17 protein-coding genes are annotated in these 15,986 nt (G+C 73.8%); 6 read left to right on the top strand and 11 right to left on the bottom strand.

All coding sequences use genetic code 11. From position 1 onward, the window contains the following. Positions 1–9: 9 nt before the first annotated feature. The 3 genes from ABT171_RS04185 to ABT171_RS04175 all read left to right on the top strand — a co-directional run bounded on the left by ABT171_RS04185 (position 10) and on the right by ABT171_RS04175 (position 3,293). Positions 10–429, top strand: a complete 420-nt coding sequence (locus tag ABT171_RS04185; RefSeq protein ID WP_351239600.1) for a hypothetical protein — start codon at positions 10–12, stop codon at positions 427–429. A 115-nt stretch (positions 430–544) separates the two neighbouring features. Further along, on the top strand, positions 545–1,669 hold the full coding sequence (locus ABT171_RS04180) for an NADH:flavin oxidoreductase (RefSeq protein WP_351239598.1): 1,125 nt from the start codon (positions 545–547) through the stop codon (positions 1,667–1,669). A gap of 94 nt (positions 1,670–1,763) precedes the next feature. Next, positions 1,764–3,293, top strand: a complete 1,530-nt coding sequence (locus ABT171_RS04175) for a carboxylesterase/lipase family protein (protein WP_351239596.1) — start codon at positions 1,764–1,766, stop codon at positions 3,291–3,293. A 10-nt stretch (positions 3,294–3,303) separates the two neighbouring features. Here the strand turns inward: ABT171_RS04175 and ABT171_RS04170 are convergent, their stop codons facing one another. The 4 genes from ABT171_RS04170 to ABT171_RS04155 all read right to left on the bottom strand — a co-directional run bounded on the left by ABT171_RS04170 (position 3,304) and on the right by ABT171_RS04155 (position 7,256). Further along, positions 3,304–3,873, bottom strand: coding sequence for a hypothetical protein (locus ABT171_RS04170; RefSeq protein ID WP_351239594.1), 570 nt, complete (start codon positions 3,871–3,873; stop codon positions 3,304–3,306). 77 nt (positions 3,874–3,950) lie between these two features. After that, positions 3,951–5,339 carry a PTS transporter subunit EIIC gene (locus ABT171_RS04165; protein WP_351239592.1) on the bottom strand — a complete coding sequence of 463 codons (1,389 nt, stop codon included), beginning with the start codon at positions 5,337–5,339 and terminating at the stop codon, positions 3,951–3,953. Positions 5,340–5,355: 16 nt separating this feature from the next. After that, on the bottom strand, positions 5,356–6,279 hold the full coding sequence (gene murQ / locus ABT171_RS04160; RefSeq protein ID WP_351239590.1) for an N-acetylmuramic acid 6-phosphate etherase: 924 nt from the start codon (positions 6,277–6,279) through the stop codon (positions 5,356–5,358). A 71-nt stretch (positions 6,280–6,350) separates the two neighbouring features. Next, a complete protein-coding gene (locus ABT171_RS04155; RefSeq protein WP_351239588.1) occupies positions 6,351–7,256 on the bottom strand; it encodes a MurR/RpiR family transcriptional regulator in 906 nt (301 codons plus the stop codon). 56 nt (positions 7,257–7,312) lie between these two features. Between ABT171_RS04155 and ABT171_RS04150 the strand changes: the two genes are divergently transcribed. Both ABT171_RS04150 and ABT171_RS04145 read left to right on the top strand, forming a co-directional pair. Then, entirely contained in the window at positions 7,313–7,696 is a 384-nt protein-coding gene (locus tag ABT171_RS04150; RefSeq protein ID WP_351239586.1) for a DUF8819 family protein, read from the top strand. Continuing rightward, positions 7,693–7,971: a DUF4031 domain-containing protein gene (locus tag ABT171_RS04145; RefSeq protein WP_351239584.1), complete on the top strand. Its 279-nt coding sequence runs from the start codon at positions 7,693–7,695 to the stop codon at positions 7,969–7,971. The genes ABT171_RS04150 and ABT171_RS04145 overlap by 4 nt, the downstream gene beginning before the upstream one ends. Here ABT171_RS04145 and ABT171_RS04140 read toward each other — a convergent pair. Both ABT171_RS04140 and ABT171_RS04135 read right to left on the bottom strand, forming a co-directional pair. Continuing rightward, complete coding sequence (locus ABT171_RS04140) at positions 7,953–9,020, bottom strand: GNAT family N-acetyltransferase (RefSeq protein WP_351239582.1); 1,068 nt, start codon at positions 9,018–9,020, stop codon at positions 7,953–7,955. The two genes, ABT171_RS04145 and ABT171_RS04140, sit on opposite strands and share 19 nt — an antisense overlap. A 27-nt stretch (positions 9,021–9,047) precedes the next feature. After that, complete coding sequence (locus ABT171_RS04135; protein WP_351239580.1) at positions 9,048–9,692, bottom strand: HD domain-containing protein; 645 nt, start codon at positions 9,690–9,692, stop codon at positions 9,048–9,050. Between the two features lie 184 nt (positions 9,693–9,876). On the opposite strand from ABT171_RS04135, the gene ABT171_RS04130 reads away from it, so the two are divergent. After that, on the top strand, positions 9,877–10,578 hold the full coding sequence (locus ABT171_RS04130; RefSeq protein ID WP_351239578.1) for a copper homeostasis protein CutC: 702 nt from the start codon (positions 9,877–9,879) through the stop codon (positions 10,576–10,578). Positions 10,579–10,591: 13 nt separating this feature from the next. On the opposite strand, the gene ABT171_RS04125 is transcribed toward ABT171_RS04130, so the two are convergent. The 5 genes from ABT171_RS04125 to ABT171_RS04105 all read right to left on the bottom strand — a co-directional run bounded on the left by ABT171_RS04125 (position 10,592) and on the right by ABT171_RS04105 (position 15,984). Beyond that, positions 10,592–11,221 (bottom strand): hypothetical protein, encoded by a 630-nt coding sequence (locus tag ABT171_RS04125; RefSeq protein WP_351239576.1) that lies wholly within the window; start codon positions 11,219–11,221, stop codon positions 10,592–10,594. Positions 11,222–11,270: 49 nt separating this feature from the next. After that, on the bottom strand, positions 11,271–13,322 hold the full coding sequence (locus ABT171_RS04120; RefSeq protein WP_351239574.1) for a HelD family protein: 2,052 nt from the start codon (positions 13,320–13,322) through the stop codon (positions 11,271–11,273). Between the two features lie 141 nt (positions 13,323–13,463). Beyond that, positions 13,464–15,311, bottom strand: a complete 1,848-nt coding sequence (locus ABT171_RS04115) for an ABC transporter ATP-binding protein (protein WP_351239572.1) — start codon at positions 15,309–15,311, stop codon at positions 13,464–13,466. After that, complete coding sequence (locus tag ABT171_RS04110; protein ID WP_351239570.1) at positions 15,308–15,733, bottom strand: lasso peptide biosynthesis B2 protein; 426 nt, start codon at positions 15,731–15,733, stop codon at positions 15,308–15,310. The genes ABT171_RS04115 and ABT171_RS04110 overlap by 4 nt, the downstream gene beginning before the upstream one ends. After that, positions 15,730–15,984: a lasso peptide biosynthesis PqqD family chaperone gene (locus tag ABT171_RS04105; protein WP_351239568.1), complete on the bottom strand. Its 255-nt coding sequence runs from the start codon at positions 15,982–15,984 to the stop codon at positions 15,730–15,732. The genes ABT171_RS04110 and ABT171_RS04105 overlap by 4 nt, the downstream gene beginning before the upstream one ends. Positions 15,985–15,986: the final 2 nt, after the last annotated feature.

Below are 15,986 nucleotides of genomic sequence, written 5' to 3'. Positions count from 1 at the left end.
ATTGGCGCAATGGAAGCGAAGGAAGCGAACGCCGACGAGCGGCCCGCCCGGACCGCCGAGGAAGCCGTCGAACGGCTGCGCACGGCCCTGCGCGGAGTCGGCGTCGTCCTGCCGTCGCTCCGGGTCGACCCGCTGAGCACCTCGGACGAGGACCCGTACGCCCTGGTCGACCTGGGCCGCTGCAATCTCGGTGCGGCCTCCCGGCTGGCGGCCGCGCTGAGCCGTGTGCCGGAGTACGCCGTCGACGCGCGCAGCGGGCGGCTCGGCGAGGTGATGGGGCGGGTGGGTGGTCGTGTGCAGCTGAGGCCCGTCGGGGGTGGGCGGGAGTGGGACTGTCCGCCGGAGTCGGTCGAGCCGGCGCCGCCGGGAGAGGTGCTGCGGGAGCGGGTCCGGCGGCTGAACCGGAACAGTGTGAGGGGTGTCACGTGAAGGGCTCGGCCGGGGCGGAATGTGAGGCAGCACCTAGGCGATTACTTAAGAGGCTGCAACAATGCGTGCTCACATACCGACCGGTTGACCCTGCGTTTCACGAGGAGCCCCTCACGTGACCGTCACGACCCCCGCCTCCCGCGCGGCCCAGATACTGTCCCGCCCGATCGCGCTGAACGGTCTCACCGTTCCGAACCGGATCGTGATGGCGCCGATGACCCGCATGTTCTCGCCGGGCGGCATCCCCGGCGACGACGTGCGCTCCTACTACTCCCGCCGTGCCGCCGCCGGTGTCGGGCTGATCGTCACCGAGGGGACGTACGTCGGCCACGAGTCGGCCGGGCAGAGCGACCGCGTGCCCCGGTTCCACGGCGAGGAGCAGCTCGCGGGCTGGGCGAAGGTCGCCGAGGACGTGCACGCGGCGGGCGGCACCATCGTGCCGCAGCTGTGGCACATCGGCATGGTCCGCAAGCAGGGCGACGCCCCCTTCCCGGACGCCCCGGCCGTCGGCCCCTCCGGCCTGGTCACCGCGGGTGCCGAGCCCACGGGCAAGGCGATGACCCAGAAGGACCTGGACGACGTGATCGGCGCGTTCGCCGAGGCCGCCGCCGACGCCGAGCGCATCGGCTTCGACGGCGTGGAGATCCACGGCGCGCACGGCTACCTCCTCGACCAGTTCCTGTGGGAGGGCACCAACCGGCGCACGGACGCCTACGGCGGCGACCCGGTGGCCCGTACGAAGTTCTCCGCGGAGATCGTGGCCGCGGTCCGCGAGGCGGTCTCCGCCGACTTCCCGGTCCTCTTCCGCTACTCGCAGTGGAAGCAGCAGGACTACACCGCCCGGCTCGCCGAGACCCCCGAGGAGCTGGAGGCCATCCTGACCCCGCTCGCCGCGGCCGGCGTCGACGTCTTCCACGCCTCCACCCGCCGGTACTGGCTGCCGGAGTTCGACGGTTCCGACCTCAACCTGGCCGGCTGGACGAAGAAGCTCACCGGCAAGCAGGTCATCTCCGTCGGCTCGGTCGGCCTCGACGGTGACTTCATCAACGCCTTCCAGGGCCAGGGCTCCGAGGTCAAGGGCATCGACAACCTCCTGGACCGCATGGAGGCGGACGAGTTCGACATGGTCGCCGTGGGCCGCGCGCTGCTCCAGGACCCGGAGTGGGCGGCCAAGGTGCTCTCCGACCGCTTCGACGAGCTGAAGCCGTACGACGCGGCTTCACTGAAGACGCTCAGCTGAAACTCACTCGTCCTGATGCTTTCTGACGGGCACTTGTGTTCGTCGTCGTGCGTTCCCCTGATGAGCAGTGAGGCTGAAGTCAGGGGAGCGAGCGATGACGAAGAGCGATTCCGGCCCCGTGGTGCGCACCGCCCACGGCGCGGTGCGCGGGCTGCGTGAGCAGGGCCTGTCGGTGTTCCGGGGCATCCCCTTCGCCGAACCGCCCGTCGGTGCGGCCCGCTTCCAGGCCCCGCGCCCGCCCCGCCCCTGGGACGGCACCCGCCAGGCGTACGCGTTCGGCCCGCCGCCCCCGCAGGAGCCCGGCATCCTCGGCCGCACGGCCCGGCTCCCCGCCGCGCAGGACGAGGGATGGCTCACGGTCAACGTCTGGACCCCGGACCCGGACCCGTCCGCCGCCCGCCCGGTGATGGTGTGGATCCACGGCGGCGCGTTCAAGATGGGCCACTCCGGCCAGCCCGGCTACGACGCGCAGCACCTGGCCCGCGAAGGCGACGTCGTGGTCGTCACCCTCAACTACCGCCTGGGCATGGAGGGTTTCGCCCTCTGGGACGGCGCACCCGCCAACCGCGGCCTGCTGGACCAGGTGGCGGCCCTGGAATGGGTGCAGGAGAACATCACCGCGTTCGGCGGTGATCCCGGCCGGGTGACGGTCTTCGGCGAGTCGGCGGGCGCGGGATCCATCGCCTCGCTGCTCGCGATGCCCGGAACACGGGGCCTGTTCCGCCGTGCGGTGGCCCAGAGCGTGCCCGGCACGTTCTTCTCCGCCGACCTCGCCCGCGACATGGCGGTGGCCCTGGCCGCCGAGGCGGGATGCGGGCCCACGGCCGCCGACCTGGCCGCGACCGACCCGCACCGCCTCGCCGAGGCGGGCGCGGCACTGGGCGCCAAGATGCCCCAGCGCACCGACCGCTGGGGCCAGGCGGCCCCGACGACCGTGCCGTTCGCCCCGGTGGTCGACGGCGACGTACTGCCGACGACCCCCTGGCAGGCCCTCGCGTCGGGCGCGGCGAGGGAGGTGGAGCTGCTGGTCGGTCACAACCGCGACGAGTACCGCCTGTTCCTGGTCACGGCGGACCTGGCCGGCAAGATCACCGACGACGTGGCGGCGGCGACCCTGCGGCTGTACGCACCGGGTGGCGAGAGCGGCGCGGCGGCCTACCGGGCGGCCTACCCCGACGCCTCCGCCGAGCAGCTCTTCGAACGGGTCCAGACCGACTGGCTGTTCGCGCTACCGAGCCTGCGCCTCGCGGAGGCTCAGCACGCCGGCGGCGGCCGCGCCCACGTCTACGAACTGACCTGGCCGGCCCCCCGCAGCGGCAGCCTGCTGGGCGCCTGCCACGCCCTGGACATCCCGCTCCTCTTCGGCACGTACGGCGCGGACATCGGCGGCCTCTTCTTCCCCGGCGGGAAGCCCACACCCGAGGCGGAGCGGCTGTCCGCGTTCATGAGAGGTGCCTGGACGAGGTTCGCGCGGACGGGAGACCCCGGCTGGCCGGTCCACGACCCGCAGTCCCGCCTGGTGCAGATCCTGGACGCGGAACCGACGGTGGCGCCGTACCCGGAGGAGCGGAGCCGGACCATATGGGAGGGGTATGACTTCCCGCCGTTGCCCCTGCTGGCCTGACGCCTGACGCCTACAGGTTGCCCATGGGCTCGATGTCGATGTGCACGGGTGTGCCCCACACCCGCAGCACCTCGTAGTCGGTGAACTCGTGCACGAGCCGGTAGGCCATCGCGGGCCGCGATCCGCGCCGCTGGGCGGCGAGATACGCCTCGGCCTCGCGCCGGTCCCTGCGCGGTGTCCCGCACAGCTGCCACTCCTGCCCGTTCCACGCCTCCGGCAGCCAGCGCTGCTGCGGCTGGGGCCGGTCGGCGCGCACGCCGTACCGGGAGGGCGCGGTGGGCACCGGCTGCGCCGGACCGGGCCGGCCCTGGAACTCCGACCGCCGAGCTGCGCGCCGCCGGGTCTCACAGAGCAGACACAGATCGGGAGCGCTCTCGTCGACGGGCCCTTGCGGATGCTCGGCGCACCGGGTGCTCGGTGCGCTGGAGGCGACACTCTCGTCCAGCAGATCGAGCGCCCTGCGCAGATCGGCCTTGATCTCGTGCAGCCGGGCGTCCGGCGTGTCGGCGGTCACCGCCTCCCCGTGCTCCCCGAGCAACCGGAGGGCCCGTCCGAGAGCGGCGAGCTGGGCGTGGTTCATGATCGGTCCGCGTAGTCCTTCGGTTTCTCCGTGTCCAGGGTGATGCCGGCCGGCGGCGTCAGCTCGACGGTATCGCCTCACGCGGGAGTGGTCGCCCGGCGGCGGCGCGGGAAACCGAAGAGGTACGTCGCCGCGAAACCGACCGCGTATCCGGTCAGGAGCCCGCCGGCGTAGATCGCCGCCGCGACCGCCGGGCCCCGGTTTCCCGTCAGCAGCGGGAACAGGGCCCAGCCCGACGGTCCGATCGCCGTCGCTCCCACCCGGGTGCCGAGCATCGCGAAGAAGCCGACGAACGCCCCGCCCGCCGCGCCGCCCGCGCAGGCCGTCAGGAACGGCCGGCCGAGGGGGAGCGAGACGCCGTAGATCAGGGGCTCGCCGACGCCCAGCAGCCCGGCCGGGAGCGCCGAGCGGATCGTCGTCCGCAGGGAGACGTCGTGGCGCAGGCGGATGTACACCGCGAGCGCCGCGCCCACCTGACCCGCGCCCGCCATGGCCAGCAGGGGGAGCAGCACGGTGTAGCCCTGCTGTTCGATGAGGGTGGTGTGGATGGGGATGAGGGCCTGGTGCAGGCCCAGCATCACCAGCGGCAGGAACAGGCCGCCCAGGACGAGTCCGGCCGCGGCTCCGGCGGTCGCGAGGAGCCAGTTCGCCGCCGTGCCGATGGCCGACGCCACCGCGCCGGCCGCGTACATCAGCCCGTACAGCGTCACCAGTCCGGGGACGAGCACGGTGACCGTGGGGGTGAGCAGGACGTCCAGGGCTCCGGGGACCCTGCCCCGGCACCACTTCTCCACCCGCGTCGCCAGCAGCGCCGCCACGAGCGCGCCGAGCACCCCGCCCTGCCCGGGCGCCAGGTGTGTCCCGAACGCCGTCACCTTCGCCACACCCGGATACACGACGACGGCGGCGACCGCGGCGCCGAGCACGGGGGTGCCGCCGAACTCCCTGGCCGTGTGGTGGCCGACGAACACCGCGATCAGCGCCAGGAAGGCGGATGCGACGGCCGCCAGGGCGGGGGTCAGGCCGGGCAGCCAGCCGGCGTTGACCAGCAGACCGTTGAGTCCGGCGAGGACACCGCAGCCGATCAGGGCCGGGATGAGCGGCACGAAGACGTTCGCGACGCGGCGCAGGGCGGTCTTGAACGGGGTGGCGTTCCGCCGCCGCAGCTCCTCCTTCAACCGTGCCCCGGGGGCGTCCTCCTCCGGTCGCCCGGCGGCGACCCGGGCCGCCACCTCCGCCGTGACCTCGTCGACCACCCCGGGGCCCAGCACGAGCTGGCAGGTGGGGCCGTCGGACACCACCCCGAGGACACCGGGCAGGGCGCGCAGCTCCGCCTCGTTCGCCGCCGCCGGGTCGGCGAGGGTCAGCCGCAGGCGGGTCATGCAGTGGGCCACGGAGATGACGTTGGCCGGGCCGCCGACCCGGGTCAGGAGGGCGGTCGCGGTGGAGGCGGGGTCGTTGCGCACGCCCCGAGCGTGCGGGTCAGCGGGCCGTGTGCGCCAGCGCGGCACGCAGATGGCCGCCGGACTCCTCCAGAAGGCGGGCGGCCGTCGGGCCGTCGACACCGGCGAGCAGTGCCAGGATCGCGTTCTTCACCTCGCCGCCGGACTCGGTGAGGGCCCGCTCGATCTCGTCGTCCGGCGCGCCCGTGGCCAGGGACACGATCCGGCGGGAACGGGCCCGGAGTTTGTCGTTCGACGCGCGGACGTCGACCATCAGGTTCCCGTAGGTCTTGCCGAGCCGGATCATCGTGATCGTCGACAGCATGTTGAGGACGAGCTTCTGGGCCGTGCCGGCCTTCAGCCGGGTCGAGCCGGTGACCAGCTCGGGGCCGACCACCACCTCGATGCCGTGCTCGGCCGCCGCCGCGAGCGCGCTGTGCTCGTTGCAGGCCAGGCCGATGGTCAGCGCGCCCAGGGCACGGGCGTGCTCGACGGCGCCGATCGCGTAGGGGGTGCGGCCGGAGGCGGAGACACCGACGACCGTGTCGTCCGGGGTGAGCTTCAGCGCGTCCAGGTCCTGGCGGGCCAGCTCGCGCGAGTCCTCCGCGCCCTCGACGGAGCTGACCATCGCCTCGGGCCCGCCCGCGATCAGGCCGACGACCTGGGCGGGATCGGTGTTGAAGGTGGGCGGGCACTCGGAGGCGTCCAGCACCCCGAGCCGGCCGGCGGTGCCCGCGCCGGCGTAGACGAGCCGCCCGCCGCGCGCCATCCGTTCCGCGAGGGCGTCGATGGCGGCGGCGATCCGGGGAAGCTGGACGGCGACGGCGGCGGGCACGCCCGCGTCCTCGCCGTTCATCAGGCGGGCGATGTCGAGGGTGGGCAGACGATCGATGTCGGCCAGCTCCGGCCGGAAGGCTTCGGTGGTCAGGGAAGCCAGCTGACGACGCAGGTCAGAGGAGGTCATGGGGGGTGGCTCTCTCAGGTCTGGGTGCCGTGGTGCGTGCTGTCGCCCACCCGAGGCGATGCGGAGGTGGATCACCTGGGGCGGGTGCGATGCCGATGAGCCAGTGCCTCGTACGACGCGGCCAGCGCGGGCGCCGCCGTCTCGTAGGTGCGCTGGGCCACTCCCACGAACAGACAGTCCACCACGAGCAGTTGGCTCGTCCGCGAGGACATCGCGGCCGGTCGCAGCTCGCTCTCCCGTGAGGTGGACGTGGTCAGTACGTGGTCGGCGTACTGGGTGACCGGCGAGTCGGGCCGGCCGGTGATGGCCACGGTGGTGGCCCCGTGCTCGAAGGCGACCCGCAGCGGCTCGATGACGTCCCCCGTCGAGCCGGAGTGGGTGATCGCGATCGCCACGTCGCCCGAGCGGAGCTGCACCGCGTTGGTCACCGCGAGGTGCGGATCGCCGTGGGCGTGGGCTATGAGGCCTATGCGGAGCAGCTTCTGGGTGAGGTCCTGGGCGACGAGCCCGGACGCCCCGATGCCGTACACATCGGTGCGCCGTGCGCCGGCCAGCGCGCCGACGGCGGCGCCCAGCTGGGCGGTGTCGAGGCCGGCGGCCGTGTCGGCGAGGGTCTGCTGCTCCTCGTAGGCGAGCTTGGCGACGACGTCGGCGATGGGGTCGTCCACCGCGATGTCGGTCGTGATCGCGGGCGCGCGCCCCGACTGCTGCTGGGCGGCGAGCCCGGCGAGGGCCAGGCGCAGATCGCGGTAGCCGGGGTAGCCGAGCAGGCGCGCGGTGCGCACGACGGTGGCCTCGCTGGTGCCGGTGAGCTCGGCGAGGCCGGTGACCGTGAGGGCGGCGCAGCCGGCCGGGTCGCTCGCGACGGCCTCCGCCACGCGCTGCATCGACCGGGTCATGGAAGGGCCGAGGGTGCGCACCTTGGCGGCGAGGGATCCGCCCGGACTGCCGAAAGTTTCCTTCACGTCCTGGGTCACGGATGAAAGGTATTTTCGGTTCGGCGGCGCGGTCAAGAGTGCGCACAATGAGTTCCATGGAACCCATCAGTCCTCTTGAGCAGGCCCTGCACGCCGCGCGCGCCCTCGTGCTGGCCGACCTCGTCGCGGGCCAGGTGGCGGAGGCGGACGTGGTGTCGCTGGTCGAGGACTCCGTCGCGGAACGGCGCTGGTGGGTCGAGCAGTGGCCGGACGGCGCCGCCTACGTGGCCGGGCTGGTCGCCCAGGACGTCCAGGACGCGCTGCTGGAGCGGTACGGCCGCTGGCCGCTGTGCCCGGTGTGCGGTTCCGGCGATCCGCACGCGCTGGACGTGGAGCCCGAACTGGGCCCCGACCCGCACTGGGTGTGCGCCAAGGCGGGCGTGAAGGTCGCGGCCGTGGGCTCCCTGGGCACGGCCACCGGCGGAATGACCTCGTCGTGACGCTGTACATCGACCCGCCCGCCTGGCCCGGACACGGCCGCATGTGGTCGCACCTGGTCAGCGATGTGTCGTACGACGAACTGCACGCGTTCGCCGAGCGGTTGGGCGTGCCCCGGCGGGCCTTCGAGCGCGATCACTACGACCTGCCGTCGCACCGGTACGGCGACGCGGTGGCCGCCGGAGCGGTGGAGGTCAGCAGCCGCGAGGTGGTGCGGCTGCTGACGGACTCGGGCCTGCGCCGGCGCAAGGGGTTCGCTCAGCGGCGCAGTTCGTAGGCGAACTCGGCCCCCTCGTCGCTGACCTGCGTGAACCCGGCCCGGCGGACCACGGCCTGCGAGGCGGTGTTGTCCCGCTCGACGGTGGCGAAGAGGCAGCCGACGTCCTCCCGGGCCAGCGCCCAGTCCGCCAGCGCCCGCAGCGCCTCCGTCGCGTACCCCTGGCCGCGGGCGCCCTCGGCGAGGTCGTAGCCGATCTCCGCCCGGCCGTCCTCGTCCGGGACGCCGTGGAAGCCCATGCCGCCGATCGCGCGGCCGTCCTCGTGCCGGACCAGCACGAAGACCCCGAACTCCGGCCGGTGCACCCCCGCCTCGTAGGCCTTCAGCAGCATCCCGGCGGCGTCGCGCGTGCCCTCGTACGGCCCGCCCTCGACCCACTCGAAGCCGCCGTCGCCGCCCAGGCGCAGATCGTGGGCGGCGGCCGGGCGCAGGCCGGTGAGGGTGAGGCGCTCGGCCGGGATGACGAGGTTGTTGCGCCAGCGCCACTCGGTGACCGGGGCGCGGCCGGGCAGCTCGCCGCGGCCGGTGGCCCACAGCAGGGTCGGCCAGGGCGCGGGGCCGGGCTGGACGTGCGGGAAGAGGCAGGCCAGGAGGGAGGCGACGAGCTCGGCGGGCGGCTCGTACGGGAGCCCCAGCCCCTCGGCCATGTCGTGCGCGTGCAGCAGCACCTCGGCGACACCCATCGCCGCGAAGCCCTCGGCGTCGGCGCTGCGGAAGGGATAGGGGTGGAAGCCGCGGACACCGGGCGGGGCGGTGCGGACGGCGGCGGCGAGCAGCGCGCCGGTCGTCTCGATGACGTGCAGCAGGCCCGCGTTGCCGGTGCCCTCGTCCAGGGTCAGCTCGAACGGGACGTAGGCGTCCTGCGAGCGCCCGGCCAGGTTGGCGGCGTAGGCGATCAGATCGTCGGCGACATGGACCGCGGTGGCATGGCAGTCCCACTCCAGCCGCCCGGCCCGCACGGCAGCCCAGTCCCGGTCCACCGCCGCGCGCAGCATCGCCGTGCAGCCTGCCACGGCCTCGATCAGATCATCCCCGCTTATCGGTCGCATGGGGCGAACCCTAGGGGGCGCCGTCCCTCAGGGCGACAGCATTTCCAGCTCGCCGGAGAGGTTGTAGCGGGCGGTGGCCTCCCAGTGCTCCTGCCCGTACGGCGTGCGGAACAGCCGGGGCAGCTCAAGGAGTTGCCGCAGAACCGCCGAACGCCCGTCCCTGAAGGCGTCGTTCGGCACGAAGTGGTACTCCTCGCGAATCCCGGCGGTGTAGGCGGCGTACGCCGACGGGGGCGCGGCCAGGATCGCGAGGTCGGCGTCGCACAGCACCTGGCCGTCGCGGTCGTCGTCGGCCGGGTCGTGCGTGACGGTGAGCCGGACCAGCCGGGCCACCTCGGCGGTCTTCGCCTCCGGAACGCCGGCCTCCGGCAGGGCGCGCTCGGCCAGCCGCGCGGACCGCTCCTCGTTCTCGGACCGCTCGGGGAGGTAGACGGCGTCGTGGAACCAGGCGGCCAGGCGTACGACGTCCGGGTCGGCGGCGTGTTTCTCCAGGGCGTCGATGTGGTCGAGGACCGCGGTGAGGTGGTCCACCGTGTGGTACCTGCGCTGCGGTTCCTGCCAGCGGGCGATCAGGCTGTCGGCGTACGGCGCCGGATCGGGGCCGCCGCCGGGGGCACGGGCTGCTTCCAGCGCGCGGGTGAAACGCAGACGCAGGGCGTCGAGGTCGGCCATGCCGCCCATTCTTCCGCGCCGCGGGGGGCCGGGACGAGCCGCTGCGGCTCGGTGCGGCGGCGTCGGGCGGAGCTGGCGGGCGCGCGGGAGGGAGCTCAACATCTTCGGGTGAAGGGCGCCCCTGTACAGGCGTAGTCTTGGAATTGGACTAGACCTGTAGTGGCCGACGGACGAATGGGGTGCCATGAGCAAGCGTGCAGTCCTGGAGGTGATCGCGCTCGACGTCGAGGACGCGGTCGCCGCCCAGGCCGGAGGCGCGGACCGCCTGGAGCTGGTCACCGACATGGCGGCCGACGGGCTCAGCCCCGCGCCCGCCACGGTCGCCGGGATCCGGGCCGCCGTCGATATCGACCTGCGCGTGATGCTCCGCCTCGCGGACGGGTTCGCGGCCGGTGACGTGGACCATCTGGTCCGGGTGGCCGGCGACCTGCGCGAGGCCGGCGCCGACCAGTTCGTCCTCGGCTTCCTCGACGCGGACGGCGCGGTCGACCTGGCGGCGGTGGAGCGTGTGGTCCACGCGCTGGACGGCTGCGCGTGGACCTTCCACCGGGCGATCGACCGCGCCGCCGACCGCAACGCCCTCCGCAGACGGCTCGCCGGTCTGCCCGGCCTCGACACCTACCTCACCGCGGGCGCCGCCACGGGTGTGGACGCCGGCCTGCCGACGCTGCTCGCGGAGGCGGAGCGGCGGGGCGAGCCGGGGTACGAGCAGCAGCTCCTGGTGGGCGGCGGCCTGCGCCTGGAGCACGTGCCGCGGCTGCGGGGCGCCGGTGTCCACGCCTTCCACATCGGTGGGGCGGCGCGGCCCTCCGGGTGGGCGGGGCCGGTCTCGGCCGGGGCCGTGGCCGACTGGCGGAGGGCGCTGGACGGGGAGGACGCCGCCTGACCGGGTCCTGGTATCAGCCGGCCGCCAGCCCGACGAGGATGAGCAGTACCAGCGATGCGAAGCCGAGGAGCGGGACGAGGCCCACCATCCCCATCGGGCGTGCGAACACCGGGCGGCCCGGGTCCAGCCCGGGGCCCTGAGGGGCGACCGGTGCGGGGAGCTTGCGGATCCTGGCCAGGGCGAAGAGGTTGATCAGCAGGGTGACGGGCGTGATGAACATCGACATCGGACCCCACCAGCCCTGCGCCATGGTGTCCGACTGCATCTTGCGGAAGACGGCGAGACCGCAGGTGTGGCAGAAGGTGCCGCGACGGTGCAGCTGCCGCATGATCACCAGCATGCCCTGGTGGCCGCGGACCGTCACCGGTGCCGCGGGCGACGCACCGCACACCTCGCACCCGACACCGGGAGCGGGCGGGTACGCGCCGGGGGCCGACGGGTGGGCGCCGGGGGCCTGCTGGTACCCGGCCTGCCCATAGCCGCCCGGCGCCTGCCCGTAGCCGCCCGGCGCCTGCTCGTACGGCCCGGAGGGCTGCGGATAGCCCACCGGGGCCTGCTGGTAGGGGCCGGGGTTCTGCTGGTAGGGGTTCTGCTGGTACGGGTTGTGCTGGTACGCGGGGTGCGGAGGCGGCGGAGTGCTCAACGGAGGCCTTTCCGTGGGGACGTGACGGAGCCGCAGAGCACCCTAGCCGTCAGGCCAACTGGGGAGGCACCGGGGCCGAGTGCGTCACGATCAGACCCGACACCGCACGCGTCAGCGCCACGTACAGGCGGCGCAGGCCGGTGCGTTCGTCCGGCTCCCCGTCCACCACCGCCTGGGGCTCGTCCAGGACCACGTAGTCGTACTCCAGGCCCTTGGCGAGGGAGGCCGGGACCAGGGTGAGGCGGGTTTCGCGGGTGGTCTCCTCGCCCGGGGCGAGGTACGGGATCCCCGCCGCCGTCAGCGCCTCGGCCAGCGCCGGGATCCGGGCGTCGGCGGCGATCAGGCCCGTCGAGCCCTCGTTGCGCAGCAACTCCTCGCAGGCTTCGACGACTTCGGCGTCCCCCGACGCCTTGCGGACCTCGAAGAAGCCCGGGTTCTCGCGGACCGAGGCGACCGGGGTGAGGCCCGGGGCGATGTGCGGGAGGAGGCGCGAGGCGTAGGCGATGACGTCCGTGGGGACGCGGAAGCCCGCCGTCAGCTCCTCGATGACGCCCTCCGTCTTGCCGAGGTGGGCGAGGGCTTCGTCCCAGCTGCGGGTCGCCCAGGGAGTCGTACCCTGCGCCAGGTCGCCCAGCACCGTCGCGCTGCCCGTGGTGCAGCGGCGGCCGACGGCCCGGTACTGCATGGGGGAGAGGTCCTGCGCCTCGTCGAGGACCACGTGGCCGAGCGAGTGCGTGCGCTGGATCAGGTCCGCCGCCTCGTCGATCAGCACCGCGTCCGCCGGCGCCCACTTCGCCGACTTCACGCTGCGCACCGGCCTGGCCCACAGGATCGTCTTCTGCTCGTCCTCGTCCAGGATCCCGGCCGCGTGCTCGGCGAGGAAGTCCGCGTCGGTCAGCAGCCGCAGGACCAGCTTCGCCGGGTCCACGGCCGGCCAGATCTCCTTCACGGCCGCCTTCACCGCGCTGTTGCGGGCGACGGCGTCCTGCACCCGGTCGTCCGGCGCCTCCCCGGCCCGCTCCATCTGCACCAGCACCGTGTGCGCGATCCGCTGCGGCAACGCCTCGCGGGCGGCCCCGTACCGGATGTCCCGCTGCAGCAACTCCCGGACGATGTCCTCCAGTTCGTAGGCCGGCACCCGCCAGCGCCGCGAGCCGCGCACCACGACGACCGGTTCCGTCGGCAGGGTCACGTGGGAGTACAGGGCCCGGCGGAGCACCTCGGCCATCCGGGCGTCGCCCTTCACCAGGGCCGCGGCCGCCTCGTCCGTGCCGCGCACCTCGACGTGCGCGACCAGATCGTCGACGGTCGCCTGCTGGACGGACAACTCACCCAGTGCGGGGAGGACTTGCTCGATGTAGTGGAGGAAGGACCTGTTCGGCCCGATGACCAGCGTGCCGGTGCGGGCCAGCCGCTCCCGGTGGGCGTAGAGGAGGTAGGCGACCCGGTGCAGGCCGACGGCGGTCTTTCCGGTGCCGGGGCCGCCCTGGACGCAGACCGTGCCGGACAGCCCGGAGCGGACGATCTCGTCCTGCTCGGGCTGGATGGTGGCGACGATGTCCCGCATGGGGCCGACGCGGGGCCGTTCGATCTCCTGCTGGAGCAGCTTGCTGGTCTTCGCGGTCTCCTCCGGGTCGGACAGGTGCTCGTCCTCGTACGCCGTGAGGTCGCCGCCGGTGTAGCCGAAGCGGCGGCGCAGCCCGACGTCCATCGGGTCCTTCCTGGACGCCCGGTAGAACGGCTGCGAGACCGGGGCCCGCCAGTCGATGACCATGGGATCGCCGTCGGCGTCGTGGACGTGCCGCCGCCCGATGTAGAAGCGTTCTCCGTCCGCTCCCTCGGCCTGGTCGGCGCCGGGCGCGTGCAGGTAGTCCAGCCGGCCGAAGAACAGCGGGGTGTCGCTGAGGTCGGCCAGCGCCTTGATCCGCTCGTCGATCTGGCGGGACAGCACTTCGGCGTTGACCCAGTTCGCGGTGACGTCGCGGATGTCCAGCGCCTCGACGTCCTCGCGCATGGCACGCAGGGCGGAACGGGACGCGGCGAGGTGCGAGCGTTCCCGGGCGAGGGGGTCGTCGAGCGGGTCATGGGCGGGCGCGGACAAGGGGGTGCCTCCGAATCTCCGTCTGGGGAATCTCCGTCTTGCGTGACTGTCGTCTTCCGACTTCGGACCGTCCGGTTTCCGTCCGGGCGGCGGCACTCCGTGCGAGGGAGGCGGGCAAGAGCGGAGATTTTAGAGGAGACCTCAGGGACGGGCCAGTGAATTGTTCCCGGCCGCACCCGCCGGCCGGACCATCTGCGCCGCCGCCAGCCGCCGGTACACCGGACTGCTGGTGAGCAGTTCCTCATGGCGTCCGCAGGCGGTGACCCGGCCCCCGTCCAGGACGACGATCCGGTCCGCGTGCTGGACGGTGGAGAGCCGGTGCGCGATGACGAGGACCGCGCACTCCCGGGTGATGTCCTTCAGCGCCGCGGTGAGCGCGGCCTCGTTGAGGGCGTCGAGGTGGGAGGTGGGTTCGTCGAGGAGCAGCAGCGTCGGGCGGGTGAGCAGGGCGCGGGCCAGGGCGACGCGCTGGCGCTCGCCGCCCGACAGGGTGGCGCCGTGTTCCCCGACGGCGCCGTGCAGTCCGCCGGGCAGCCGCTCGGCCACCTGATCGAGGCGGGCCAGTGCGAGTGCTCGGCGCACCTCCTCCTCGGTGGCGTCCGGGCGGCCGTAGACGATGTTGTCGCGGAGCGTGCCGCGCACGACATGGCTGCTCTGGTCCACGATCGCGAGTCCGGCCCGGCTGGCGTCACGGCCGAGTTCCGCGGCGGGGCACCCGTGGAAGCGGAGCCGGCCCGCGTCGGGTTCGTAGAACCGGGCGATCAGGGCGAACACGGTGCTCTTCCCCGCCCCGGAGAGCCCGACCAGAGCGACCTGCCGGCGCTGCGGCACCGTGAAGGAGACCCCGCGCAGCACCGGCCGCCCGGGCCGGTAGGCGAAGTGGACGTCCTCCAGTGCCAGGGCCGGTACCCGCGCCGGTCCCCCCTCCGGTACGTGCCCGGACGCCTGCCGGACGGGCGGGGCCGCCGGGCCGGTGGGCTCGACCGGCAGGTTCAGGGTCTGCTCGATCCGCAGGTGGGCCCCCATGCCCCGCTGGATCAGACCGGCCGCGCGGAACACCGAGGACAGGGGGACGACGAGGTAGGAGGCGTACAGCAGGAACGCGACCAGGTCGCCCACGGAGTGACCGTGGCCGCGGGTGCGCAGGCCTCCCACGACGAGGACCAGGAGGAAGGAGCCCTGGACGGCGAGTTCGACGGCCGAGCTCATGACCGCGGCGTACTTCGCGGTCCGCACCCCGGCGGCGCAGGCGTCGTCGACGCGGGCGCCGATGCGGGCCGCCTCCCGCTGCTCCGCGCGGTACACCCGGACCATGGACAGCGCACCCAGGGCGCGTTCCAGGTCGGCGGCGAGGGCGCCGACGGACGACTGCATGTGCTCCGAAGCGGCGCGGATGCCCCGGAGCAGCAGGGCGACCACGGCCGCCGCGGTCGCCACCGTCGCCGTGACGAGCACCAGCAGCAGCGGATCCAGCCACGCCATCAGGGCCAGCGCGCCGACGGCGACCACGGCCCCGGTGACCAGGTCCACCAGCGCCTGGGCGACCACCTCGCGCAGCAGGGTGGTGTCGGCGGTCACCCGTGCGATCAGGTCGCCGCAGCGCTGTGCGTCGTACTCCCGCATCTCCAGGCGCAGCAGCCGGCCCACCAGGGTGTGGCGCAGTGTCCGTACGACGCCTTCGCCCGTCCGCTCCAGCAGGAACCGGCCCGCGGAACCGGTGGCGGCCTCGGCGGCGAACAGGGCGGTGAGCAGCAGCAGCGGCGGCCAGAGGGGCTGCTGGCCGCCGCTCGCGTCCACCACCCGCTTGGCCAGCAGCGGCTGGGCGAGCCCCAGCGCGGACGCGACGAGGGTCAGCGTGGTGGCCAGGGCGATCGCACCGCGGTGGCGGGCGGTGAGCCGGTAGACGGCGAGGACCGCGGCACGCGTGGACCGGTCGGTGTCCTCCTCGCCGCGGGCGTCCCGCTCACCGGCCGTCATCGCCGCCGTCATCGCCGTACCGGCCCGATGGCCATCAGCCGGGCGAAGTAGCCGTCGGGTGAGTCCTCGCCGACCAGCAGGCCCTCCGCCTCGATCCAGGCGTGCGCGGTGAACGGCGGTACGACACGGACGCCCGTGCACCAGGTCGGCCAGGTGCCGCCGAGACGGCACAGCAGGGCGGCCCCGAGGGAGCGGGGCAGACAGCCCTTGGGCCCGGCGCAGCGCAGGCTCACGGCACACAGGGCGTCGCGGGCCCGCAGAGCCTGGGCCGCGGTCGCGGGGGCGGCGCCGCGGCGCAGCAGGCCGAGGACCGCGCGGATGCGGCGCGGTGGCAGCAGCGAGAGGACGACGGCCGGTACCAGCACCGCGCGGGCGGCGAGCCGACGCCCGAGGGGAACCCCGTACGGCCGCTCCAGGGCACTGGGCGTGGTCATTCGGCCAGGCCGTCGGCGCGCAGCTGTTCCACCAGGGCGGTGACGTCGGCCCGCGCGCGGTCGGGGTCGACGTCGAACGCCTTCGTGACCGCCTCCGCCGCAGCCGCCTCGTCACCGCCCGCCATGAGCGTGTGGACCACCAGGGTCGCGGTCGGGTTCAGCTCCCAGTACACGCCGGAGCGCTGATCGAGGAGGACGGTGCCGTAGTCGGTCTTCGCGGTGCTGATGTCGGCACCGAACCGCAATGCCATGA

The organism is Streptomyces sp. NPDC001851, assembly GCF_040297165.1.
In the GTDB taxonomy this organism is placed as follows: Bacteria; Actinomycetota; Actinomycetes; order Streptomycetales; family Streptomycetaceae; genus Streptomyces.
Note: the sequence above shows the minus strand (reverse complement) of the source record. Positions and strands in the feature narration are given on the sequence as shown.